The organism is Blastocatellia bacterium (assembly GCA_016713405.1).
Classification (GTDB): Bacteria; Acidobacteriota; Blastocatellia; order Chloracidobacteriales; family JADJPF01; genus JADJPF01.
In genome coordinates, this window is record JADJPF010000006.1 from 14,297 (window position 1) to 38,438 (window position 24,142).

Sequence of the window (24,142 nt, forward strand, 5' to 3'; positions counted from 1 at the left end):
TTATCTTAGGTTATTTATTTATATTTAATCTATTGAATTACTAAAGTTAAGACTGCTGTTTTAGTCTTGCCGCTATCATCCTTGGCAGTAAATGTTATTGGAGATGTTCCTTGTAAGGCTTTTTTCTTAGCTTTTAAGGAAAAAGTTACTTTATCGCTAGTGCTTGATAAAACTGTAGGAGTAAACTTTAACTTTAATAACTTGGCTCTATCATTATCAGGCATAACAGTTACGTTTCCAGTAAATCCCCCTACTCTAGTAATTGTTACAGTTATGTCAAGTTTATCTCCGCGAGCAAAACTAATTTGTGTTTGGGTAAAGCTAATAGAAAAATCTGGGTTGGCTGGTGGTGGAGGTGGCAGAACTTCTTCAACAAAACTAACTACAAAACCATCACTAATTTTTTTCATAAAGTCACAACCGCAACTATTTTGCAAAGCTTTTGTCATTGGAAAATCCATAGAATTAGTAATTCCTGTCATAAAAACATTAGCCTTGCTATCTATGACAATACTTAATCCACTTTCACTTCCTATGCCTCCAAGATAAGTTGAAAAGTCAAGTGCTATGCCTAAAGCATTTAGCTTAGTCATAAAAGCATCCTGATCGCCACCAATAACTTTTTGTGTTGCATCTTTTAAGGGAAAATTTGTTGAGGTGGTGATGCCTGTTAGGTAAACATTATTATCAGCATCTAAACTTAAGCTATTTGCTTGGTCATCTCCATTTCCACCAAGGTAAGTTGAATAAACAAGGTTGCTGCCTGTTGAAGTTAATTTACTAACAAATGCGTCTAGGCTAGTGGATTTAGTTGATTGCATTGCATTTACAACTGTAAAGTCTCGTGAATTTGTTACACCTGTTAAATAAATATTGTTGGTATTATCAACAGCAATACTAGTAATATTGTCAAAACTACTTCCACCAAAATAAGTAGAAAAATTAACTATATTTCCTGTAGCAGAAATTTTTGTAATAAAGCCATCGCTATCACCAGAATTTGTTGATTGTAAAGGATTAATGGCAGGAAAATTTCTAGAATCTGTAACACCTACAAAATAAGCATTTCTATCTTTATCAATTGCTATTGCATTACCAAAATCATTATCCGACCCACCAAAATAAGTTGAATAAACTAAATTACTACCCATAGGATTAAGTTTAGCTACAAAAGCATCAAATCCGCCGTTGCTTCTGCTTTGAACTGCATTTGCAACAGGAAAGTTAGCTGAATTAGTAAACCCAGTAACATAAGCGTTATTTTGTGAATCAATAGCAATGCTGCTAGCTAGATCATCTCCCATTCCACCAAGATATGTTGAATAAACCAAGGCGTTACCTTGAGAGTTTAGCTTTAAGATAAAAGCATCTCCTCCAGTATTTGCTATCGTGTTACCGTTTTTTGGTTGAACGGCGTTAAAAACAGGAAAATCACTAGAGAAAGTATACCCGCTAACATATACGTTTCCAGCCGTGTCAACAGCTATTGAGTTACCAAAATCATTATCTAAACCGCCAATATAAGTTGAATAAATCACACGATTTCCATCGGGAGCAATTTTAGTGATAAATAAATCATTTTTTACCTTGTTGTTTTGCTGTTGAAAATTGGATACAGGAAAGTTAATGGATGCGGTATGGCCGACTAGGTAAGTATTTCCTTCTGTATCAACAGCAATAGCATTGCTAAAGTCGTTATCTGTACCGCCTAAAAATGTAGAATAGCCAATAACAGGGTCAATTACTAAGGCTTTAGTGCTGTCATAATCCCCTATTTGAAAACTAATTTGATTACTTTCTGATAGTTTATAATTACCTTTTATGGATTTTTTATTTCCATTAATATATTGATAAATATCAGGTTTTTTTTGATAAATTATTTGACCATTAACATTAATAATTAAGTCACCTTGTTGATTAATAATTAGATTTGTTGCTTCAGAAAAAGCTAATTTTATTAAATTAGGATTGGCATTTGGAGCAACAATAAAATCATATTCTAGTTGTTTTTCATTACCATAATAAATAATATCTATTCCTTTATAAATACTTTCATACTTTATTTTTGTAAAATTTTCTATATTTATTTGTGATTTATTATTGATTAAGTAATTAGTTGTTGTTACTGATTTTTCAAGAGCTATAGTTTTAGCATTACTGTTTGCATTGACTAATTCCATTGTTAATTGAGAATCTAACTTTGTGTTATTTTTTTTGTTATTAAGATTATTATTACTATTTGCTTGATCAAATATAAAATTTAATTTTGTAGCAGATAAAAACATAATTGAAGCATTACTATGAATAATAAAATCTATATTATTGTCAACTTGTCCAATATTTTTTTCAAAATTTAATAATAATTTATTATTTTGTTTAGTAAGTTTATTTATATTGTTTTTAGCGATATTTATAAAACCTTTTGTATTTGCATTAGTAAAAGTAGTAGTTAATTGAAATATTATTACAGCAAATAGCAAATATCGTAGTTTTAACCAAATATTTAGTTTCATAAATAACACTCCTAGGAAGATTCTATAAATAAATTTGCGCTAGCGTTAAAAGGCAAGAGAAAGCTAGATTTTTCTAGCATAACAAGAGTATGATCTACAAACACAAAAAAAAGTCTTTTAACTTTTTTTAGCAATTCCAAAATTTTCTCGCTAAATAAAATAACTTAAGGTAAATAAAATATGGCACATTGGGAAAATCGACCTGAAGAAGGTTGGCAGAAATTTCAATTTAACCAACCTTATGAAAAAGGCTTAAAACGCTTAAAAGAAGAAGTTTTAGCTAAAACCGACTTTGACCCTGCAACGCTTTGGCAATGGGGAACAATGCAGGCAATGGCAATTATTGAAATTCTCAAAGATTGTGAAGAAAAATTTGGTGTAGAAGGACAAAAATTAGTTTGTAATGCCCTACATAAAATAGGCTTAGATGTTGGACGACAAATCTTAAAAAACACTAAAAAAGATGAAAACACATCTGAAGCAGAGTTTATTAGTTTTTATGCTACTGTAATTAACCGAATTGTTTATGCTTCCCTAGAAGCACCTAAAATTGATCATACTGAGCAAGTTAGTTTTGATATTTTATGGTGTCCTCATCAAAATCATTATCAAGCCTTTGATTGTCGAGTCCAACGCTATTTAGTTCAAGGTATGTTAGAAGCACTTAAAGAATTTGGAGTAGCAGAAAACTTTCAAGTCAAATTTGATACAACAATACCAGCTGGTGCGCCAACTTGTCATTTTACTATTTGGAAAACTGATCAAGCTTCGGGTCAGGCTTGGAAAGAATACACTGATCTAATAGAGTTAAAAGCTTTACAAATAGCTAGCAAAAATAAATCTAAATAGCAAAATTTTGAGGGTAATTTATGCCAAAAGCTTTTGTTACTGGCGGTTCTGGCTTTGTTGGCCGTAGTTTAATAAAAATGCTGATTAGCCGTTCTTGGGAAGTTAATGCCTTGGTTCGCTCTGAAAAATCAGCCAATACAGTAAAAAAACTTGGAGCGACTCCAATAACAGGCGACCTTGACAATAAAATAGCAATGCGTGATGGGATGAAGGGCTGTCAAGCTGTCTTTCACTCTGCTGCATATGTTGGCGACTGGGGAAAATACGAAGACTTCTATAAAGATAATGTTTTAGGAACAGAAAACACGCTAGCTGCTGCACTTGAAGCTAAAGTAGCAAAATTTGTTCATGTAGGGACAGAGGCTGTTTTAGTTGGAGGCCCACCTATAATAAATGTTGATGAATCCCGACCAAAACCAGCAAAACCACTTGGTCTTTATCCTCTAACTAAAGCAATGGCAGAAGATCGCGTAATAGCAGCAAATTCCCCTAGTTTAATAACCGTAGTAGTTAGACCAAGATTTATTTGGGGAAAAGACGATACAACTATACTTCCTAGGCTAGTTAAATCCGTCAAAGATGGTCAATTTAGTTGGATAGCAGAAGGAAAATATTTAACTTCTACTTGTCATGTTAGAAATGTATGTGAAGGAATGATTTTAGCAGCAGAACGCGGACGAGGAGGAGAAATTTATTTTTTAACAGATGGAAAACCTATTGAAGTACGTGAATTTTTTACTAAACTATTGCAAACACAAGACTTAGATCCCGGCAATAAAAATCTACCTCGCTGGTTTGCTAAAATTATTGCTTCAGGAATTGAAGCTTTTTGGAAGTTTTCACATTTACAAATGGAGCCACCTATTACTAAAACAGCACTTAAATTAATGGGAGAAGAAGTAACTGTCAATGACAGCAAAGCCCGTCGTGAACTTGGTTACAATAGCCCTGTGACAATTGAAGCAGGACTAGCAGAAATGAAACAGCAATAAAACTAATAAAACTAATGAATTTAAGTAGTTGGCAAGAAACAGGAAAAGTTTTTCAATATCAAAATTACCAAATCTTTTACCAAGACTCTGGTCAAGGTGATGTTTTAGTTTGTGTTCATGGTTTTCCAACTTCGTCTTGGGACTGGCACTATCTTTGGCCTAACATAACTGCAAAATTTAGGGTTATTGCTCCTGACATGATTGGATTTGGATTTTCAGATAAACCATATAATTATAATTACTCAATCATTGACCAAGCTATTTTACACGAAAACTTACTGCAAAGCTTGAAAATAAACTCCATCCGCATTTTAGCGCATGACTATGGCGACACAGTAGCACAAGAACTTTTAGCCCGTTATGAAGACAGAAAAAAACAAAAAATCTCTGGTATAGAAATTAAATCTGTTTGTTTTCTTAATGGTGGATTATTTCCTGAAACTCATCGTCCGCGCTTAGTCCAAAAGCTATTAATTAGTCCAATAGGTTTTTTAATTCCCTACTTAATGAGTCAAAAAAATTTAATCAAACATTTAGAGATATTTTTGGTAAAGATACACAACCATCAGACAAAGAATTAAATGAATTTTGGCAAATAGTTACTAGTAAAAATGGCTTAAAAATCTCTCATAAACTTATTTGCTATATGACAGAACGTAAGCAATACCGTGATCGATGGGTAGGTGTTTTGCAAGAAACTAAAGTACCTATTAGGCTTATTAATGGCGGTGCTGATCCAGTTTCAGGGGCGCATATGGTAGAGCGTTTTAAGCAACTTGTTCCTAATCCTGACGTAGTTCTTTTACCAATAATTGGGCATTATCCACAAGTAGAAGATCCTAAAAATGTCTGGGAGTCTTTAGAAAGCTTTTGGCAGAAATGATTTTTCTACAATTCTAAGTATTTGTTTATAATCACTTTGTCCAAAACAAGCTAGAATAATTTTTTCTATAGAATCATTTTTAGCTAAAAATTTTTGAATTTCTGTCACAGCAATTTTTGTAGCTCTATCTAATGGAAAACCATAAGCACCTGTACTAATTGCAGGAAAAGCAATTGTTTTAATTTGATTTTCTACAGCTAGTTTTAAGCTATTGCGATAACAACGTGCTAAAAACTCTTCCTCTTGATGAGTGCCTCCTCGCCAAATAGGGCCTACAGTATGAATTACCCATTTAGCAGGCAATTTATAACCTTTAGTGATTTTAGCTTCTCCAGTTTCACATCCATTTAACTTTCTACATTCCTCTAAAAGTTCTGGCCCTGCTCCTTGATGAATTGCTCCATCTACTCCACCTCCGCCTAATAAAGAGCGATTAGCAGCATTAACTATTGCATCTACGGACAGTTTAGCAATATTTCCTTCAATAACAGTAATTTTATTTATCATAATAATTGTAATAAATCTTAAGTAATCAATAAATTTTCCAGCTTTAATTTCTTTCTTTAATTAAAGCAAAGTAGAATAACGCCTGCAAATAGTATGGGTTAAAAAATATATTCTAGAAAGAAGGTTTATGAAAGAGATTTCATTAGTTTGTGATGGTTGTAGCCTAGGTAATTCTAATTATCAAGCAGGTGAAAGCCGAGCAGCAGCAGTAGCAATTTTGACATATAAAGAAGTGCAAAAGATTTTTGGTGAATATTTAGGAAACGCTAGTAATCAGCAAGCAGAAATTGTTGCTGTTTGTATAGGTTTAGAACAACTGCGCGAACCTTGCAAGGTGACAGTAGTTTCTGATTCACAATATGTAATTAAAACTATGACCGGAGAATTTCGTAAGAAAGCCAATTTTGATTTTTGGGATAGGCTTAATAAAGCTTGTCAAAAGCATCAAATCACTTGGACTTGGACAAGAGGACACGCTGGACATCAATTACAAGAATGTTGTGATCGTGCAGCTAAATTAATTGCATCAACAGGAAAAGTAAGCCAAGCTGATTTAGATAAAATCTTATCGGAACAATAACTATTTTAGTTTTCAATAAATTAAAATATGTTTACTTGATTAAAAAGGCAATAACAATCCAAAATAAAACAAAGGCTATTAAAACGCTGATATTTCTCATTTGTGCAGAAGGCTCTATCATATTTTTATCCCCATTAAAAAGTTATTTAGTATTTTGTAGAGCCTTTAGGCAATGTTTATGCCAAATTTATAAAACTTTTATGCCAAATTTATCAGAAAACCCTATCTACTTCCTAAACAATAACTTTTCGTCCGCCATTAATTTTTATTTATCTTTTTTTGTTTTAATCTCTATCCCATTTAGTGTAATTGGAATACCAAATAGAAAATTGATAATTAAGGACTGTCCTAAAAAATGAAAAATTTAGTTAAAAGTTTAAAATTTAAGACAATAGAAAAAACAGTTAAAGGAATAAAAAATCATGTTTTAGAAACTCCCTGCACTAAAAATTACTGGCTAACTGATCTAGTAAGTTTAGCTACTAATAAAAATTTTCCAAACATTTATATCAAGTGGGAAAATCAACAACTTACAGGCTCTTTTAAGCTTCGAGGAGCATTTAATAAATTATTAAGGCTTAGAAAATTAGGGATAAAAGAAGTTTTGGGAGTTTCAGCAGGTAATCATGGTCTTGGAATGGCTTATGCTGCTTCTAAGTTGGGTATGCAGCCAACTATTGTTGTACCAAAAACCGCTGTAGCAACAAAAATAGCAGCAATCAAACGTTTTGGAGCTAACTTAATAATTGAAGGTGAAGATTATGACCAGGCAGAAATAATTGCTCGACAAATGGCAAAAGAAAGAAAAATAGAATTTGTTTCGCCCTACAATGATTTAGAAATTATCGCTGGTCAGGCTAGCGTAGCCGTAGAAACGCTTAAAAATCGCTCTTTTGATTTACTGCTTGTTCCTGTTGGCGGTGGAGGACTCTTAGCAGGCTGTGCCATAGTTGGAGCAAAACATAAAATAGATGTTATTGAGTACAACCAGCTAATTCAACAGCTATGCAAAGCTCTTTTCAAGCAGGTGAAATTGTTAAAGTAACAAAATTACCAACCATTGCTGATGGTCTATCAGGGAATTTAGAAGATAATACTTGCACTTTTCCAATTGTCAAAAAATATGTTAAAGATATTGTTACAGTTACAGAAGAAGAAATTGAGCAGACAATTTTTAATTTTCTCCTAAATGATCACCAAATTATAGAAGGCTCTGGAGCAGTTGCCGCTGCTGCGTTACTAGCAAATAAAGTAAATCTTGCAAAATATAAAAATATTGGTGTTATTGTTTCAGGCGGTAATATTGACTTAAGTAAAATTAAAGGAATAATTGATAAATATATCAATTATCTATAACTTAAGAATCAAAATTTTCAAATTATACACTTAATTTAAGTGTTGGCTTTATTTCCCCTACATACAAACCACGATGGTTTGTTATTGGTGGCAAATATTTAGCTTTTAAGCTTTCCATATTTGAATTAGATAAAATGCCTAGCTGCTCAACAGTAGCTAAAATAGCTGCGTTACGCGCTCGTCCAATGTCGCCATCTTCAATTTTAATTGCAATACATAAACCATAAGGATATTTTTCACTAGGCAGTAGCCCAATTGTATAAACACCTTCTGCCCCTGCTTTAGCAACTAGTTGACCAGGCAAAGCACGCATTAAATCTGTGTCAATTCTATCTGTGTCAGACGCTACCATTTCAGGAAATTCTAGCATCGCGCTAGTTATCAAATTTGCTGCTTTTTGCAACTGTGGGCTTAAATTTTCTGGATTTACTAAACGAGCATAAATCAAAGCCATTTGTCTAACGCTAATAGCAAAAGTCGCCGCGCTACAACCATCAATTGCCATAATTAAATCTTGGCGACTAATTCCAGCAAATTCAGCAACAACATTAGCTATAGCTTGTTGAACAGGATGTTCTATTTTGTAGTAGTCTTCTAAGCTATATTTTCCAATAATTGCACTAGCTAACATTCCAGCATGTTTGCCAGAGCAATTATTATGTAGCTCATTTACTTGTTTTCCTAAAACTTTAGCAGCAGTGTGACTAAAAGGCTTATGAACACCACAACATAAAGCTGTATAAGGTAAATTAATTTTAGATAAAATGCTAGCGGCACAATCAGCATGATAAGGTTCTCCGTTATGAGAGCCAGCCATTAAAGCTAATTCAGCTTTGGTAAAGCCAAAATGCTCACTAGCACCACTTAAAATAACAGAAATTGCTTGATGAGGTTTAGCAGAAGACCTTAAGTAAGTAATAAAATTTATATCTCCCAATGAGCTAATTAATTCATTTTTAGGATTAACAATTGCAATCATTCCTCTATGCCGGGATTCAACAATGCTACCTCTAGTTATTTCAACTAATACTATTGATTCATTACTATTAATCAAGATTTTATACCTACTTTAATTTAATTAATGCTTTGCCTTAAATGACAAGGCTATTATCATATGCCCCTACAGGGCATTAAGAAACATTTATTTTCAATAATTTATAAAATACCTTCAGGTAATATGCTTAATTATTGAACTGGAACTAAATCATTATTTTGATTTAACTCTAAAGATCCTATTAGCTCAATGCTATATTCTTTAATACTTTGAGGATATGTATTAGTAATACGCATTAATATATTTTGCTTCTCTTTAACTAACAAAGTTATACTTTTTTCTGAAACTTTATTACTAGTGCTACTTACAGAAAAAACTGTACTTTTATCTATGTAAGCTATAGGATTATTATCTTTATCAAAAAATTCAACAGCAATTGTGCTTCCATCAGACATTAGACCAAGTGTTAGGTCAATTTCTCCTGCTTCAGCAACAAAAGTGTAATATAAATCTTTTTCGCTACCTGTTTGAGCAGATATTTCATTGCTAGTTAAAGGTTTTGGGTTATCACGGTCATTAAATAGTTTAGACAAAGATTCAAAAGCTTTATTTGCGCTAGGATCTGGTTTAATAATTTGTATTGCTCCAGTTAAGCGCAGTCGATAAGCTTTTAAGTCTTTTGGGTAACTGTTACTAATACGCATTAAAATTGATTGGCTACGTTCATTGATTAATGAAAAATTTCTTTTTTCATGATGATCCGCAGTAGCAGCAAGGGAAAATTCACTACTATTATTGTTGAATTTAATAGGTTTATCTTGATCATCAAAAGCTTGTATTGACAATGTGCTACCGTTAGAAATTAAATCTAAAGAAAATTGCAATTCTCCTGGTTGGACTCTAAAAGTATAGTAAAGGTCTTTTTCGTTACCACGTTGAATTATTTCATTGCTAGCCAAAACAATTGGATTATCCCTAGCTTCAAACTCTTTTAAGAGTGATGCAAAATTTGTTTTTTCTTTCTCTTTGCTATATTTTATTGGCCCAGTTAAAACTAAGCGATAAGCTTTTAAGTCATTTGGATAGTTACTAGAAATTCTCATTAAAAGTTTTTGCTTACGTGTATTATTTATCGTTGTAACACTCTTTTCATTATGAAAAGCAACCGCAGCTAAAGAAAGATCTGTAGTGTTATTAGAAAATTGTATTAGATTGGCAGATTCATCAAAAATATTGACTACCACTGTTGAACCATTAGAAATAACATTTAAAGCCAATTTAATTTCCCCTGGATCAGCATCAAAATTATAGTAAAGATCCTTATCGTTGCCTTTATTAACTATTTGGCTGCTAGATAAAGGAGTTGGATTATCCCTATCTTCAAACTCTTTTGCTAGAGCAGATAATTTATTAACATCACTAACTTCTTTAGAAACAGCTAGTTCTAAATTACCATTTATTTGCAGTCGATAAGCTTTTAAGTCTTTGGGGTAGTTATTAGAGAGTTTTAAGATAATTTTTTGTTTTGCAGAGTTAATAAATGTAATTGTTTTTTGCTCATTATGATTAGATAAAGAACTTAAAGATAATATGCTACTAGGTAAAGGCTTAAGATCTTTGTCTAGGGTTTCTAAAGTAACTGTTGCACCATTAGCAATAACATTAAGGGTTAGCTTTATTTCACCTGCTAAAGCTAAAACTTCATAGTAACGAGGTTCATTTAGCCCATAACCTAAAATTACTTTTGCGGATAGTGGGGTAGGTTTACGCTCATCTTTAGAAGCTAGAGAAATATCTATAGCTTGGCTAGCTGAAAAGTTTGTTGTACTAGGTTTATTTTTTGATAAAAAGAACAATCCTACAACTATTGCAGTAGCAAAAATAAAAATACTTGCTATTGCTACTAAAAAAGGCAATTTACTAGACTTTTCTGGTAAATTATTTAGTCTATCTGCTGGTATTTGTACAGTATCATTAACCCTTGTAACTAGTTGTGTTTGTTCTGCTTTAGCTTGTGGATTTGTACCAGGGTTAGTCTGAGGTATATTATTATTACCGTCTTTTACTAATGTAGCAATATTATCATTTTCATTAAAAGGAACCGTTTTTACTTGTAAAGATGGAGACGTTTGTATTTTATCGTTTGATTTATTTGCAGCAGATAAAACTGTCATTAGCTGTGGGTCTTGAGTCTTTTTTATTGCATCGTTTAGCTCTTTTTTCATTTGAGCAATGCTAGCTGGGCGTTCATCCCGTTTCTGAGATAATGCCCTAGATAAAACTTCTGAAATAGCAATTGGGATTTGTGGACTAATTTCACAAGCTGGACGCAAAGGATCACTATTACCATTAAGTACGCTTAAGACCCTAGGCATTGCATCAGCAGGTTTTACACCTGTTAATAAATGATAAATAGTTGCTGCTAAGGCATAAATATCGCTTCGTTCATCTGTTCCTGTGCCTTCAATTTGTTCTATTGGGGCATAATGTGGGGTATAACCATAAATACTTGCATTTGTATTGCTTTGGGATTGATTGCCTTTTGCTAGTCCAAAATCTAGCAAAATAATTTCGCCACGTTCAGTTAGTTTTAGATTGCTGGGTTTAATATCTCGGTGAATTATTGGAGGGTTTTGGCTATGAAGATAATCTAAAGCATCTAGCAAGCGTTCTGACCAATTAAGTACATCAATAAGTGGAAAAACTTTTTTTTCTAATAGCAATTCCCTAAGTCTTTACCATCAATATATTGCATTATCAAATATTGCCCATCGCCTTCAAAAAATAATCACTTACAACAGGCAAGCTGGCATGTCTTAGTTTTGCTAGTAGTTTAGCTTCTCTTTCAAAAGCCTTATGTAAAGCTTCTTGGTTTACGATAGTTTCCTTAAGTGCTACAGTCACACCTAATCTTTGGTCTTTGGCTTCATAAACTGCACCCATACCGCCTTGGCCTATTTTATTTACTATTAAATAACGGTTTTGCAGCACAGTTCCAACTGCTAGCATTAAGTAAATACTCCTTAGTTACTTATAAAAATTTATAAGAATAAGCAATGATTATATTGATTAGCTATAAGAAAGAAAACCTATGCTAGTCTATTTCCTAATGCAATTTCTCAGCCTTCTAACTTACAAAATAAAATAGCTTGGCAAAGCACCAAGCTATTTTAAGTAATAGAAAATTTACTAATATAAGCTTTATTGACCTTGGGCGATTTCTTCTAATTTATTTCCATCACCCCAACCATAACGAACTATTTCCACATGTATTTTACGACGGCCAAAATTTTTAGCTTCTTTACGACATGCCATATAAATATCTAGGCGGTTGCCACGAATTGCAGGGCCTGTATCCATAACCCGATAAAGTCCCGAGTATTTACCCGCTTGAATTTTTACTATTGACCCTAAAGGCAATATTTTTGGATCTGCTGCTACTATTCCACTACGAACACGCGCACCACAAGCCGTTACACCTTTTATACTATATGCAGTAGCTTCAAAATTTTGAACCAATGAAACATAACTATCATAAGTCCCATTGATTGGAAATTTAGGGAATTTAGCAATTCCCGCGCTTTGAGATAAAAGCTGTGGGAGTTCATCTGTTACTGATTTACGTAAATTTGGTAGGGTAATAGGTTTATTCTCTGTTAGAGAATGGTTTGCATTTATTATTGATTCGCTAAGTAATAAATTAGGAACTTTACCAACATTGGGGAATTTTAAGTTTTGAGATAATTCTGGAGAAAAAGAATTATCTTTACCTCTAATAGATGCTTTTTTACTTTGCACGGACGGGTTTTGCCATCCTAATACTTTACTTTGTCCCCAACCAAATAATGCTGTAGGTAAAGCTAAAGCCATTAGAAAAAGCTTTGCTACTCTAAACCGTGAATTATCAAAAGACATTTAACCTCCAAAAACTAAGAAAATTGATCTAAGAAAATTGTTTAACTTTTGCTCGCTAGTTTATTAACTCCTTGTAATTTATAGATAAATAAAGTTTTACAAAACAATTTTTAGAAGTGCAATCTTATTAATAAAATAAGAGTTCGAGACTATAACAGAAGAAAAAATTTAGAACAAGGATAATTTGCTATTTCATAGTTAATAAACGGTTTATAGCAAAAAGTCCTGATATCCTATTTAAGTAAAATAAACAGTCTTTTAAGTTTAGCTAAATTAAAGGATCTTTTGATCGACAAAATATAACCTAATTGTTTATTATTGTTGAAGATCCAGCCACTTCCCAAGCCAATAAATTCTGAGGTATAAAGCGTGCTACAATCTGTTTTCTCTCAACTGCGAAAAGTAGTAGCAGATCCAGACATAGCTATAGATCTAGGGACAGCAAACACTCGTCTCTATGCACAGGGCCGAGGAATTATTGCTGATATTCCTTCTGCTGTTAAAATAAATTCAAATAAGGGGAATGTTGAAGCTGTTGGTAAATCTGCTTTACCACCTGTTAAAAATGATTCTGGTTCATACTCAATTCTTCCCTTACGCGGTGGAGTAATTAAAGACCTAGATGCTGCAACACACCTTTTAACCCCACTTCTACATAAAGCTAAACGCTTTGGCCTAATAAAACCTAGAGTTTTAGCTTGCGCTCCAACAAATGCAACAGATGAAGAAAGAGCAGCCATAGTTGAAGCAACTTTGCGAGCTGGAGCATCAAAAGTGAAGCTTGCTCCAGAACCTTTAGCTGCTGCCATAGGAGCAGGTTTAGACGTTTCTTCCTCCTTATGCCCAAATGTTAGTAGATATTGGCGATGGTGTAACAGATATTGCTGTTATTCGTAGTAGCTCTTTAATTTCCACGGCTGCAACTCCTATTGCTTGTAGTGATATTCATAGAGCAATACAAGATATGATGTTGGCTCATTATAATCTCTCTATATCATTATTAGAAGCAGAGCGATTAACTCAAAAAATTGGAGTATTAGCTGCAAAATCACAATTATTAGAAAAAGTATCTGCTATTGATTCTAAGACAGGAAAAAGCACTATAGCTGAAATTAAAACAGAAGTTATTTCCCAAGCAATGTCCCCTGTAATAAATAAAATAGTTACAATTATTTGTGATGTAGTTCGTGATTTACAAATAGAAGAAAGCTGTGAAGTTATAGAAAGCGGGATTTGTTTAACAGGTGGAGGTGCTTGTTTACCAGGGATGTCAGCCTTAGTTGCTAGAAAAACATCTTTAGACATTAAACTAGCTGCTAATCCAATGCATGCTGTAATTAATGGTGCATGTCAAATGTTAAGTTTTAAGGCTACTATTGGTTTTTGGGAAATTTAACTTAACTTTTCAGGAACCAACAAATGAAAACTACTGCCTTTTCCAGGGCCGTCAGACTCTGCCCAAAGTCGTCCTCCATGAATTTCTGCATAGTTTTTAGCAATAGCTAGTCCAAGACCTGTACCACGCGCCCCAAATTCATATTTCCCAGAACTATGTTGCATTGGGTCTCCACCTGTATAAAACTTATCAAAAATTCGCTCTAACTCTTTTTCCACAATACCTATACCATCATCTTTAACAGTTATATGAATAAATTCTTTTTCCCGAATTAACTCTAAACTTATTTCACCTTTATCTAGGGTAAATTTAATAGCATTTTGTAAGAGATTTAATAGTATTAACCTAATCTTTTCTTTATCTAAACATACTTCTGAAATATCACTATCAATACTCAAATGTAATTTTTGATCACGTTTTTCAATAAATCCGCTTAAATCATTTATAACTTCACTTACTAAATCTTTTAAGTTAAAACTACTAGGTTTAAGCATTGCTTTTCCTTCAGTAATTTTTAGCATTTCTAAAATATCATTAGCAATAATAACAAGCCTATCTATGGTTTTGTGACAAACAGACAAAGCTCTTTGCTGACTTTTAGTTAGCGAGCTACTTGAAGCATTAAGTAAAACATCATGATAGCCTTTTAGAATAGTTAGCGGAGTGCGCATTTCATGAGAGGCTAAAATAACAAAGTTGGTCTTCATTTTATCTAGATCTTGCAAAGTTCGTGTTATTTGCTGTTCATTTCGGTAGAGTTTTTCAAGTTCACCATAAAGAGCGGCATTTTCTATTGCTACAGCAGCTTGATTAGCTAAAGACTCTATTAGTTGACGATCTAATTTAGTAAAAAGAGGTTTACCCATACGACGGCGAATATCTAAAACTCCTACAACTTTACCCGTACGAGTAATTATTGGTACATCCATAAAACCATTCTTATAGTAAGGCTTTAGGTTATTAGGAAAATTTAGTTCTTTTTCTGTAGGCTCATTAATAACAATTGTTTCAGCTTTAGTTACAGCTTGACCAACAATGCTATCTTCAATAGAAAATTGTAGTAAGTCATTTTGCCAGTGATCTTTTAGCCATAACCGATGAAAAACAATATTGTTATCTTCAACTAAACCAATACCTCCTGGTTCAGCACCAATAAGTTTTGCACTTTGTGACACAATATCTTGTAAAACTGTCTCTAGCTCAAGTTGTGAGTTAATAACTTGTATACTCTCTAAAAGCTGTCGTAAGCTAGCAATACGGCTTTCATGCCTACGCCTAAAAGCCTCAATACGCCAAGCATAAATACCATAGGCTAATAAAGCAATTACAACTATAACTAAAAAACGAAACCACCAGGTTTGCCAATAAGGTGGAAGTACCTCAAATTTTATTGCAATGGGTTGGCTCCCAAATACCAGCGGCTGAAACAGCTTTTACTAAAAATGTATATTCTCTTGCAGGCAAATTAGTAAAGCGTGCTAATCTTTGTTCACTAGGTTCTGACCATTTATTATCAAAATTCTCTAATAAGTAACTATAGCGTATTGATGTTTCATCAGTAAAAGACAAAGCAACAAAATCAAATTTAACAGTATTTTGCTTGTAATCTACACTAAAATAATCTGCTAAAGATATTTGCCCTTCTCCAGCTAAAATGCTTGTTATATGAACTATTGGAGCTTTGGCTACTAGTAATTGTTCTTTAGGCTGATATCGTATTACTCCTTCAATAGTGCTAAACCAAAGACTATTATCTATTTTTGATTTAATTCCATTAGTTATCCCATCATTAACTAAACCATTTTTGATTGTATAATTAGTAAATTTTTTACCATCAAAAACCGAAATTCCTCTTAAAGTACCTATCCATAAAGCTCCATTATAGCTAGTAATTGAACGGATAGCATTATCTGATAGTCCATCTTTTTTTGTATAATATTGAAATGTCTTTCCATCAAATCTAGCTATTCCAACACCCATGCCGACCCAAAATAACCTTGTTCATCCTGATAAAACCGATGAACATATTTATTAGGTAATCCTTCTTTTTCTGTATAATTAGTAAATTCTTTACCATTAAAACAACTTAAACCGCCTTCAGTACAAATCCATAAATTACCTTTATTATCTAAAGCAAAACTATTAACTTGATTTTTTATCAAACCTTCTTTAGTAGAATAAAAAGTAAACTCATTATTATCATAAACAACAATTCCATCACTTGTAGAACTATCTGAGCCAATCCAAATTCGCCCTTCTTTATCTTCAATAAAAGCTGTTATTCGTGTCTTTATCCCAATTTGACTAGGTAAAAAATTAGTAAATCTCCCTTTTTCATAACAAGAAATTCCTTTATGTCCACCTGTCCACACTCGCCCACGGCTATCAGCAAGCACTGCCCAAAGTTCTTCTTCCATTAAACCATCTTTTATTCCATAACTTTGAGTTTTACCATCAGGACTAAGAGAAATTAAGCCGTTGCTAAAAGAAGAAAACCACATTATCCCATCTGAAGCTTGAGAAACGGCTGAAATAGTACCTTCTCCTATGCCGTTTTTTTCTGTGTAGTTACTAAAATTTTCATTTAGAAAGTAAAAAACTCCACTACGTTGAGTCCCCCACCAAATATTACCCTCATAATCTTGCATATGGGAAATAATGTAATCGTCTGGAAGAGCATTTTTACGGTTAAATACCGTAAAATGTCCGTCCTTTTCTAATCGAGAAATTCCACCTCCATAAGTACCACACCAAACACGTCCAAAACGATCTAATCTTATAGAGCTAACTCTTTCACTACCTAAACCGTCCAAAGAAGTATAAGGACGGAAATTTTCTTGAGAAAAGTAGTAAACTCCCCCTCCTGTAGCAATCCAAACACCATTATTAGAGTCAAGAGCTAAATCAAAAACATTTTCATCTAAAAGCCCTTGTGCTTTGCCATAAACAGTAAATTTTTTACCATCAAATTTTGCTAAACCTGCTCCCCTTAAGCCCAACCATAAACCTCCTGATTTAGCTTCTAAAATTTTCCAAATAGGGCTATTAGGCAATCCTACTTCTAAACCATAATTAATAAATTTCTCACCATCAAAATGACTTAATCCCTTACTAGTACCAAACCATAAACTCCCATTTTCTGCACAAAGACCTGAGCGAATTTCATTTTCTGGTAATCCTTCGTTTACGGTATAATTAGTAAACTTACTTCCATTATAACGACTAATCCCGGAACGAGTTAAAAACCATAAATCCCCTTTTTTATCCTCTACAATTGCACGTACTGAATTATCAGCTAGACCTTGTTCCATAGTAAAAGACTGATATTTAACTCCATCATAACGACAAACCCCATCATTGGTAGCAAACCAAACATAACCTTTACTATCTTGAAGAATGTAGTAAACTGCATTATTAGGTAAACCACTGCTAGTATTATAAATCTTAAATTTATAGCTCTGTGCTAATACTGAAGGGACTAACAGTAAGATAAATAATATAGTTATGAGATATCTCATAGGGGCAAAATTGGTTAATTTACAAAATTAAAATAAGTTTAGAGGGTGATAGATTCTTTAGTTTGCACTTGGTAATTAAGCTTGTAAAGTAATATTTATAGATGTTTTTAGGAAAAATCCTAATAATATTTTAAGCTAAAATTTTTAGTAAAACAAAAGCGAGCCAAAGCGTTTTTAAGCTCTGCTCGCCTTTATTTTTAGAATTTTTTAATTAAATCTAGCCTTCAGCCTTTGCTTTTTCAACTTCATCAACTATAGCAGGTACAAGCTCAAATAGATCTCCAACAATACCAAAATCTGCAATATCAAAAATTGGAGCATTAGCATCTTTGTTTATAGCTACAATGGTTGACGCATTTTTCATTCCTACTACGTGTTGAATTGCTCCAGAAATGCCAACAGCTAAATAAAGTTTTGGTGCTACGGTTTGACCAGAACTACCAATTTGGCGATCCATTGGCAACCAGCCAGAATCACAAATTGGACGAGAAGCACCAATATCAGCTTCTAAAGCTGTAGCTAGTTTTTCTACTACAGCAATATTTTCTTGGCTCTTGATGCCACGACCAACAGAAACAATAATCTTAGATTGAGTTAAATCTACAGATTGTTTAGCTTCTCTAAATAATTCTTGTGGCTCTAGGCGGATTTGATCGGCTGAAAGAGTTACTGCTAGTGATTTTACTGAAGCACTGCCTGCTTCAATATCATCTCCTCTAAAAGCTCCTGCTTGGAATGAAATTAAAACTGGTGCGCTGTCATGAACGCTAACATCAGCATTAATTTTTCCTTGGAAGATTTGTCTTACTAAAGTAAGTTTTGAGCCGTCCAATTTATAGCCAACACAATCAGCAATCAAAGATTTACCCATTGATGTAGCTAATTTAGGAGCAAAGTCACGCACTAAGTAAGTATGTGAAAGTAAAACATAGCTAGGTTGAAGTTGTTCAATGGCTTGGCGCATTGCTAAAGAAAAGCCATCAGGAGTGTAATTTTTTAAATGTTCATTATCAACTAGATAAACATTATCTACTTTTTGTTGCTAGTTCTTGAGCAATTGCGTCTACTCCAGAGCGTAACAAAACTACTGAAAGTGGCTGGCTCAAGCTAGCTGAAAGGCGTTGACCAGCTACAACAGCTTCATAGGTGACACGATTAAGCTTACCTTCGCGTTGTTCTGCAAATACAAGTATTCCGCTCATTAAATTTCGCTCCTCTTTATATGCTAGCGACTAAAGCGCGCGCATTTGCTTTAATTTGTTTACTAATTTGGCCGCTGCTTCTTTAGCTGAACCATCAATGATTTCTGTTTTCTTACTTTTAACTGGAAAGTAAACTTTCTCAATTCTTTGCTTAGAGCTTAAAAGTTCTGCATTAAGAGAGAGATCTGCTAAAGTAACTTTGCGAATTTCCTTCTTTTTAGCATTCATAATTCCCTTTAAGGTAGCATAGCGAGGTTGATTAAGCCCTGATTGAATGCTGATAGATGCTGGCATAGGCAATTTGTACCATTGGAACCAACCTGCTTCTAGTTCTCGCTTAACTCTTACAGTTTTGTTAGCTTCATCAGCTTCTACAGCCATTGCAATGGTAGCACTTGGAACGCCCAATAATTCCCCTAAAATTACACCTGTTTGAGCAAAGCCATAGTCATCTGATTGAAGACCTGTAAAAACTAAATCAAAGCCTTCTTTAGAAATTACCTCAGCCATTGCTCTAGCTTGACCTAGTGCATCTAGGTTATCTAGGGCTGGGTCACAAATATGAATTGCACGGTCAGCCCCTTTAGCAAGTGCTTCTTTTATAACCATTTGAACACGTTCTGGGCCTAGTGAACAAATAACCACTTCGCCCCCTAGTTTTTCTTTAATTTGCAAAGCTTCTTCTACAGCATAAGCATCTGGCTCATTTGTATCATAAGCAATATCACGATCTTGTATCCAATTACCTGTCTCATTGATACGCAAAATCGCGTCACGAGAAGGAACTTGTTTAACACAAACTATTATTTTCACGATTTTACTCCTCAAAACGCTTAAAGATTAATGCAGCATTTGTTCCACCAAATCCAAATGAGTTAGAAAGCACATATTGCATCTTGGCTGAACGCGCTTTATTTGGCACATAGTCAAGGTCACAGTCTGGGTCTGGTGTTTCATAGTTAATGGTTGGAGGGATAAGCTGGTGATAAAGTGCTAACACACTAATTCCTGCTTCTAATCCTCCAGCAGCACCAAGTAAATGTCCTGTCATTGACTTAGTAGAACTTACTGGGATTTTATAAGCATGTTCACCAAAAACTTGTTTAATAGCAAAAGTCTCTATTTTGTCATTAAAAGGGGTTGAAGTGCCATGAGCATTGATATAACTAATATCTGTTGGGCTAAGTGCAGCATCTTTAAGAGCATTTTTCATAACCCGAATAGCACCATCAGCATCTTCTGAAGGTTGAGTAATATGGAAAGCATCTGAAGACATACCATAGCCAACTACTTCAGCAAAAATTCTTGCTCCTCGTTGGCGAGCATATTCATATTCTTCAAGCATTAAAATTCCTGCACCTTCACCAATAACAAATCCATCTCTTTCTTTATCAAAAGGACGGCTAGCTGTTTGTGGAGATTCATTTCTAGTTGAAAGTGCGCGAAGGGCAGCAAAGCCAGCAACACTCATTGGAGTAATAGCACCTTCGGCCCCGCCACAGATCATAGCTGTAGCGTCACCGCGCTGAATAATCTTAAAAGCGTCTCCTATTGCATGCGCTCCTGAAGCACAAGCTGTTGCAGTAGCAGAGTTTGGCCCTTTTGCACCAAAACGAATTGAGACATTACCAGAAGCAAGATTTACAATTGTGGATGGAATAAAGAAAGGTGATACTTTGCCTGGCCCACCCTGTAGTAATTTAGTGTGTTCACGCTCAATAATGCCAAAGCCACCTATTCCTGAACCAATATAAGTACCTACTTGGTCAGCTATTTCTGGAGTTATTTTTAGCCCAGAAGAATCAACTGCTTCTTGTGAAGCAGCAATGGCATAGTGAATAAACACGTCCATTTTCTTAACTTCTTTTTTAATAATAAACTTTTCTGGATTAAAATTTTTTACTTCTCCAGCAAATCTTACTGGATATTCTTTAACATCAAAATGAGTAATATTTTCAATACCGCTACGACCTGCAATCAAACTACTCCAATTATCTTCCGCAGTATTACCGAGCGCGCTAACTAATCCAACGCCTGTAACCACTACTCGACGATTCACACAGCCTCCTAACTAAAACTTTTACTTAATAAAAATTTAAGGTTTTTAAGTTAGTTAATTTAGCTTAATAGCTTATTTTGCTAAATGACTCTCTATATAAGCAATTGCATCTCTAACACTAGTAATTTTTTCAGCATCTTCATCTGGAATTTCAATACCAAATTCTTCTTCAAAGTGCATTACTAGTTCAACTGTATCTAAAGAATCAGCACCTAAATCATCAATAAATCTAGCATTAGAAGTTACTTCTGCTTCATCTACACCTAATTCTTCAACAATAATTTGTCTTACTCTTTCTTCAACATTTGATACTTCTGCCATGACTTTTCCTACCTTTCAAATATAAATATTAAATTAGTTTTTCAAAATAATTTTCTTAATTAGCACTCACACTATTACTACAAGTGTTATTACTAATAAATTGTTGTAGAGTTTTATCGTCTTCTATATTAGCTAACGAGACGTTATCAACAATGTTTTTTATTAATCCTATTAAAACATTTTTTGGCCCGACTTCAATAAATCTAGTTACACCATTCTCAGCTAATAATTTTATAGATTCTGTCCATCTGACAGGAGCGCAAACTTGTCTAATTAAGCTATCTCTTAGCTTTTTGCCATCCATAATAATCTGAGCATCAACATTATTAACTAACGGGATTTTTGGACTAGGAAAATCTACTGCTTCTAAATCTTTAGCTAAGTTATCTGCGGCTGGTTTCATAAGTTGGCAATGAAATGGTGCGCTAACAGGTAGAAGTTTTACACGTCCAGCTTTACGCAGTTTTAGTTCTGCAATTGCTCTTTCTATAGCTTGCTTTTCACCTGCAATTACGGTTTGTGTAGGAGTATTTAAGTTAGCCGTGCTACAAACTTCTGAGCCTGCTACTTGTTGGCAAACTTCTTCTACTATTTGAAAGTCTGCCCCAATAACTGCCGCCATAGCACCAACTCCAGCCGGTACAGCCGTCTGCATATAAAGACCTCGTTTATGAACTAGTTGAACGGCTATAGCTAAATCTAGCACCTCAGCAGCAACTAAAGCAGAATATTCTCCTAAACTATGGCCGGCTAAATAATCCGCCTTTATTCCTAAACTGGCTAAAACTCGGTAAACAGCAACAGAAACAGTTAAAATAGCAGGTTGTGTATTAGCAGTTAATTGCAGTTCTGTATCTGGCCCTTCAAAACAAAGTTTACTAATAGAAAAACCTAATGCTTGATCAGCTTGGTCAAAAACTTCTTTTGCTACTGGATATTTTTCATAAAAGTCCCGCCCCATTCCTACATATTGTGAAGCCTGACCGGGAAAGACAAAAGCTGTTTTTGTCATAACTAAATCTACACTCCTAAATTTTTACTGGTCTTCATATAATTGAGTAAATACATGCTCTCGATTTTTTAAGAAATAGCGAATCATTAAAATATCAATAAGTAAACCTAGTATAAGGCTTATTACTAGTAAAGCTGGAGCAAGGAAAAAAGAAAGATTATTAAGTAATCTATATGTTCCTACAAAACCAATACTAAGAAAAACTGCCCCTAAGCCAATGCCCAAAAAGAACTTAGTTAGAAAGCTAGATATTGTTATTTTCTTTTCTACTTTATTTAAGTTATCAACCACATCAAAAAACTATAGTTTTTTATTTCAATCAAGGGTTTGAGTCAAGGAATTTGGCCGTAATTTGACAATCTGTTAGGATTTGATCTGTAAAACGTCCTTGTTCTGTAGCTTGTTTTTCTAGCTGCTCTCGCTCATCTAAAGAAGGATTTCCACGTCCCTGACTATAAACAAGTAATTGCTTTAATGTTACTTCATCAACAACACGCCAAATAGCGTATTGCACTGGAGTTAAATCTACTTTTGTTTCTGTTTCTGGATGGCGAAAACAGAAACATTCAACTAATCTTCGTAAATCACCACTAGCTATATTTCCTAGCTGATATTCTGCCGGTTTATAGGGGTAATGACGGCGCATTTGTAGGGAAAAAACTTCCAAATTACCAGTCCATTCACCATATGCAACCACTTCAACTTGAACTGAGCGAGTAACAACTAAGTCTTGATAACGAGCCACTAACGCGCGTAAAACTGTACCACAATCAACTCGGAAAGTTTGAGTTTGGTTAGTTTCATTTTTGATATGCAGTGCAACTACTTCCCCAAAGGGTTGTGCTTCATCTAGTTTTTCTGTTAAAGCAGAAATATTTTTAATAGTTAAAGAACCTTTAGCAACTAATTCTGCTATCTGAGGTTTTTGCTGACCTTCATACCTAGTTGGCGTGCCAAAATCAATGGGTTTACTAACATTATTAGCATTTTGGCAAGCTATTAAGCTAATTAGAAATATAGCAAAAAAAAATTGTTTCCTTACCATTTAACTAAAGTCGCGCCCCAGGTTACTCCAGCACCAAATGAAACAAACATTACTATATCATTCTTCTTTATGCGATTTGCCTTAAGACATTCATCTAGAGCTATTGGGATTGAAGCAGAAGAAGTATTACCAATACGAGCAATATTACCATATACTTTTTCTGGTGGAATTCCTAAACGCTCTGCTACAGCATCAGCAATACGTTGATTAGCTTGATGAGGAACAAGTAGGTTAATATCATTAGCTTTTAAGCGAGCTTCATCAAAAACTAAATTAGAGATTTCACACATATTGCGGACAGCTATTTTGAAAAGCTCATTACCCTTCATTTTTATATAGTGAAGCCCAGAGTTAATACTTTCGTATGTAGCTGGATGACGAGTCCCACCACCAGGAATATAGAGATATTCTGCATAATCTCCATCGCTTTGCATACGTGTTGCTAAAACTCCAGAACCATCATCCTTAGGTACTATTACAGCCGCTCCTGCACCATCTCCAAATATTACGCAAGTAGCACGATCCGTATAATCAACATAGCGTGAGAGTAATTCTGCACCAATAATTAATATTCGTTTAGCTGTACCACTACGAATAAATTGATCTGCTACAGTTAAGCTATAAATAAAGCCAGAACAAGCAGCAACTAAATCAAAAGCAGCAGCACGTTTTGCTCCAAGTTGTGTTTGAATTAAACAAGCTGTTGAAGGCAATGCCATATCTGGGCAAACAGTAGCACAAATAATTAAATCTAGTTCGCTTGGCTTTACACCAGCCGTTTCTAATGCTTGACGAGCAGCAGCAACGGCAAAAGTAGAAGTGTATTCATCAGGACGAGCAACATGACGCTCTCTAATACCGGTACGAGTCATTATCCAATCATCAGTTGTTTCTACCAACTTTTCTAAATCTTCATTGGTAAGAATTTTTTCTGGTAGAGCATGCCCAGTACCAGCAATGCTGGCTCTTAATAGATTACCCATTTTATTAAACCTTTGAA

23 protein-coding genes and 2 pseudogenes are annotated in these 24,142 nt (G+C 34.2%); 8 read left to right on the forward strand and 17 right to left on the reverse strand.

Features of this window, described 5'->3' with window-relative positions; all coding sequences use genetic code 11:
• Positions 1-29 precede the first annotated feature (29 nt).
• Positions 30-2,513, reverse strand: coding sequence for an SBBP repeat-containing protein (locus tag IPK14_08985; protein MBK7993546.1), 2,484 nt, complete (start codon positions 2,511-2,513; stop codon positions 30-32).
• A gap of 180 nt (positions 2,514-2,693) precedes the next feature.
• Between IPK14_08985 and IPK14_08990 the strand changes: the two genes are divergently transcribed.
• The 3 genes and pseudogenes from IPK14_08990 to IPK14_09000 all read left to right on the forward strand — a co-directional run bounded on the left by IPK14_08990 (position 2,694) and on the right by IPK14_09000 (position 5,237).
• Positions 2,694-3,362, forward strand: coding sequence for a hypothetical protein (locus IPK14_08990; GenBank protein MBK7993547.1), 669 nt, complete (start codon positions 2,694-2,696; stop codon positions 3,360-3,362).
• Positions 3,363-3,382: 20 nt separating this feature from the next.
• A complete protein-coding gene (locus tag IPK14_08995) occupies positions 3,383-4,354 on the forward strand; it encodes an NAD-dependent epimerase/dehydratase family protein (protein MBK7993548.1) in 972 nt (323 codons plus the stop codon).
• 14 nt (positions 4,355-4,368) lie between these two features.
• Positions 4,369-5,237 (forward strand): annotated as a pseudogene (locus tag IPK14_09000) (alpha/beta hydrolase).
• Here IPK14_09000 and IPK14_09005 read toward each other — a convergent pair.
• The gene (locus IPK14_09005) at positions 5,214-5,741 is read right to left on the reverse strand and encodes an O-acetyl-ADP-ribose deacetylase (GenBank protein ID MBK7993549.1); all 528 of its coding nucleotides are present in this window, start codon (positions 5,739-5,741) and stop codon (positions 5,214-5,216) included. The pseudogene IPK14_09000 and the gene IPK14_09005 overlap by 24 nt on opposite strands.
• Before the next feature lie 130 nt (positions 5,742-5,871).
• Between IPK14_09005 and IPK14_09010 the strand changes: the two genes are divergently transcribed.
• The 3 genes from IPK14_09010 to IPK14_09020 all read left to right on the forward strand — a co-directional run bounded on the left by IPK14_09010 (position 5,872) and on the right by IPK14_09020 (position 7,680).
• On the forward strand, positions 5,872-6,324 hold the full coding sequence (locus IPK14_09010; protein ID MBK7993550.1) for a ribonuclease HI: 453 nt from the start codon (positions 5,872-5,874) through the stop codon (positions 6,322-6,324).
• A gap of 355 nt (positions 6,325-6,679) precedes the next feature.
• Complete coding sequence (locus IPK14_09015; GenBank protein ID MBK7993551.1) at positions 6,680-7,369, forward strand: pyridoxal-phosphate dependent enzyme; 690 nt, start codon at positions 6,680-6,682, stop codon at positions 7,367-7,369.
• Complete coding sequence (locus tag IPK14_09020; GenBank protein MBK7993552.1) at positions 7,330-7,680, forward strand: pyridoxal-phosphate dependent enzyme; 351 nt, start codon at positions 7,330-7,332, stop codon at positions 7,678-7,680. Before IPK14_09015 ends, IPK14_09020 begins: the two co-directional genes overlap by 40 nt.
• 22 nt (positions 7,681-7,702) lie before the next feature.
• Here IPK14_09020 and IPK14_09025 read toward each other — a convergent pair whose 3' ends face one another.
• The 4 genes from IPK14_09025 to IPK14_09040 form a co-directional block, all read right to left on the reverse strand.
• Positions 7,703-8,734, reverse strand: coding sequence for an asparaginase (locus tag IPK14_09025; protein ID MBK7993553.1), 1,032 nt, complete (start codon positions 8,732-8,734; stop codon positions 7,703-7,705).
• Positions 8,735-8,865: 131 nt separating this feature from the next.
• Complete coding sequence (locus IPK14_09030) at positions 8,866-11,397, reverse strand: serine/threonine protein kinase (GenBank protein ID MBK7993554.1); 2,532 nt, start codon at positions 11,395-11,397, stop codon at positions 8,866-8,868.
• Between the two features lie 34 nt (positions 11,398-11,431).
• Positions 11,432-11,683: a hypothetical protein gene (locus tag IPK14_09035; GenBank protein MBK7993555.1), complete on the reverse strand. Its 252-nt coding sequence runs from the start codon at positions 11,681-11,683 to the stop codon at positions 11,432-11,434.
• Positions 11,684-11,875: 192 nt separating this feature from the next.
• A complete protein-coding gene (locus tag IPK14_09040) occupies positions 11,876-12,589 on the reverse strand; it encodes a 3D domain-containing protein (protein MBK7993556.1) in 714 nt (237 codons plus the stop codon).
• A gap of 369 nt (positions 12,590-12,958) precedes the next feature.
• Between IPK14_09040 and IPK14_09045 the strand changes: the two genes are divergently transcribed.
• Positions 12,959-13,486 carry a rod shape-determining protein gene (locus IPK14_09045; GenBank protein ID MBK7993557.1) on the forward strand — a complete coding sequence of 176 codons (528 nt, stop codon included), beginning with the start codon at positions 12,959-12,961 and terminating at the stop codon, positions 13,484-13,486.
• A complete protein-coding gene (locus IPK14_09050; protein MBK7993558.1) occupies positions 13,437-13,985 on the forward strand; it encodes a rod shape-determining protein in 549 nt (182 codons plus the stop codon). Before IPK14_09045 ends, IPK14_09050 begins: the two co-directional genes overlap by 50 nt.
• On the opposite strand, the gene IPK14_09055 is transcribed toward IPK14_09050, so the two are convergent.
• From IPK14_09055 to IPK14_09105, 11 genes and pseudogenes are all read right to left on the reverse strand, one after another.
• Positions 13,982-15,160: a GAF domain-containing sensor histidine kinase gene (locus tag IPK14_09055; protein MBK7993559.1), complete on the reverse strand. Its 1,179-nt coding sequence runs from the start codon at positions 15,158-15,160 to the stop codon at positions 13,982-13,984. The genes IPK14_09050 and IPK14_09055 overlap by 4 nt on opposite strands.
• Before the next feature lie 205 nt (positions 15,161-15,365).
• Positions 15,366-15,965, reverse strand: a complete 600-nt coding sequence (locus tag IPK14_09060; GenBank protein MBK7993560.1) for a hypothetical protein — start codon at positions 15,963-15,965, stop codon at positions 15,366-15,368.
• Positions 15,950-17,503: a hypothetical protein gene (locus IPK14_09065; protein MBK7993561.1), complete on the reverse strand. Its 1,554-nt coding sequence runs from the start codon at positions 17,501-17,503 to the stop codon at positions 15,950-15,952. Before IPK14_09065 ends, IPK14_09060 begins: the two co-directional genes overlap by 16 nt.
• Positions 17,504-17,720: 217 nt before the next feature.
• Positions 17,721-18,705 (reverse strand): annotated as a pseudogene (locus IPK14_09070) (electron transfer flavoprotein subunit alpha/FixB family protein).
• Positions 18,706-18,735: 30 nt separating this feature from the next.
• The gene (locus IPK14_09075; protein ID MBK7993562.1) at positions 18,736-19,518 is read right to left on the reverse strand and encodes an electron transfer flavoprotein subunit beta/FixA family protein; all 783 of its coding nucleotides are present in this window, start codon (positions 19,516-19,518) and stop codon (positions 18,736-18,738) included.
• 4 nt (positions 19,519-19,522) lie between these two features.
• Positions 19,523-20,764 carry a beta-ketoacyl-ACP synthase II gene (fabF, locus tag IPK14_09080; protein MBK7993563.1) on the reverse strand — a complete coding sequence of 414 codons (1,242 nt, stop codon included), beginning with the start codon at positions 20,762-20,764 and terminating at the stop codon, positions 19,523-19,525.
• Positions 20,765-20,836: 72 nt separating this feature from the next.
• The gene (acpP, locus tag IPK14_09085) at positions 20,837-21,085 is read right to left on the reverse strand and encodes an acyl carrier protein (protein ID MBK7993564.1); all 249 of its coding nucleotides are present in this window, start codon (positions 21,083-21,085) and stop codon (positions 20,837-20,839) included.
• Positions 21,086-21,140: 55 nt separating this feature from the next.
• Positions 21,141-22,097, reverse strand: a complete 957-nt coding sequence (fabD, locus tag IPK14_09090) for an ACP S-malonyltransferase (protein MBK7993565.1) — start codon at positions 22,095-22,097, stop codon at positions 21,141-21,143.
• A 24-nt stretch (positions 22,098-22,121) separates the two neighbouring features.
• The gene (locus tag IPK14_09095) at positions 22,122-22,388 is read right to left on the reverse strand and encodes a hypothetical protein (protein MBK7993566.1); all 267 of its coding nucleotides are present in this window, start codon (positions 22,386-22,388) and stop codon (positions 22,122-22,124) included.
• A gap of 28 nt (positions 22,389-22,416) precedes the next feature.
• A complete protein-coding gene (locus IPK14_09100) occupies positions 22,417-23,142 on the reverse strand; it encodes a hypothetical protein (protein ID MBK7993567.1) in 726 nt (241 codons plus the stop codon).
• Complete coding sequence (locus IPK14_09105; GenBank protein ID MBK7993568.1) at positions 23,136-24,125, reverse strand: ketoacyl-ACP synthase III; 990 nt, start codon at positions 24,123-24,125, stop codon at positions 23,136-23,138. The genes IPK14_09100 and IPK14_09105 overlap by 7 nt, the downstream gene beginning before the upstream one ends.
• Positions 24,126-24,142 lie beyond the last annotated feature (17 nt).

Excerpts from the sequence above, each read along its gene's own strand:
- IPK14_08985 (MBK7993546.1), bottom strand. The coding sequence starts at position 2,513 with ATGAAACTAAATATTTGGTTAAAACTACGATATTTGCTATTTGCTGTA.
- IPK14_08990 (MBK7993547.1), top strand. The coding sequence starts at position 2,694 with ATGGCACATTGGGAAAATCGACCTGAAGAAGGTTGGCAGAAATTTCAA.
- IPK14_08995 (MBK7993548.1), top strand. The coding sequence starts at position 3,383 with ATGCCAAAAGCTTTTGTTACTGGCGGTTCTGGCTTTGTTGGCCGTAGT.
- IPK14_09010 (MBK7993550.1), top strand. The coding sequence starts at position 5,872 with ATGAAAGAGATTTCATTAGTTTGTGATGGTTGTAGCCTAGGTAATTCT.
- IPK14_09015 (MBK7993551.1), top strand. The coding sequence starts at position 6,680 with ATGAAAAATTTAGTTAAAAGTTTAAAATTTAAGACAATAGAAAAAACA.
- IPK14_09020 (MBK7993552.1), top strand. The coding sequence starts at position 7,330 with ATGCAAAGCTCTTTTCAAGCAGGTGAAATTGTTAAAGTAACAAAATTA.
- IPK14_09035 (MBK7993555.1), bottom strand. The coding sequence starts at position 11,683 with ATGCTAGCAGTTGGAACTGTGCTGCAAAACCGTTATTTAATAGTAAAT.
- IPK14_09040 (MBK7993556.1), bottom strand. The coding sequence starts at position 12,589 with ATGTCTTTTGATAATTCACGGTTTAGAGTAGCAAAGCTTTTTCTAATG.
- IPK14_09050 (MBK7993558.1), top strand. The coding sequence starts at position 13,437 with ATGTTAGTAGATATTGGCGATGGTGTAACAGATATTGCTGTTATTCGT.
- IPK14_09060 (MBK7993560.1), bottom strand. The coding sequence starts at position 15,965 with ATGGGTGTTGGAATAGCTAGATTTGATGGAAAGACATTTCAATATTAT.
- IPK14_09065 (MBK7993561.1), bottom strand. The coding sequence starts at position 17,503 with ATGAGATATCTCATAACTATATTATTTATCTTACTGTTAGTCCCTTCA.
- acpP (MBK7993564.1), bottom strand. The coding sequence starts at position 21,085 with ATGGCAGAAGTATCAAATGTTGAAGAAAGAGTAAGACAAATTATTGTT.
- fabD (MBK7993565.1), bottom strand. The coding sequence starts at position 22,097 with ATGACAAAAACAGCTTTTGTCTTTCCCGGTCAGGCTTCACAATATGTA.
- IPK14_09100 (MBK7993567.1), bottom strand. The coding sequence starts at position 23,142 with ATGGTAAGGAAACAATTTTTTTTTGCTATATTTCTAATTAGCTTAATA.
- IPK14_09105 (MBK7993568.1), bottom strand. The coding sequence starts at position 24,125 with ATGGGTAATCTATTAAGAGCCAGCATTGCTGGTACTGGGCATGCTCTA.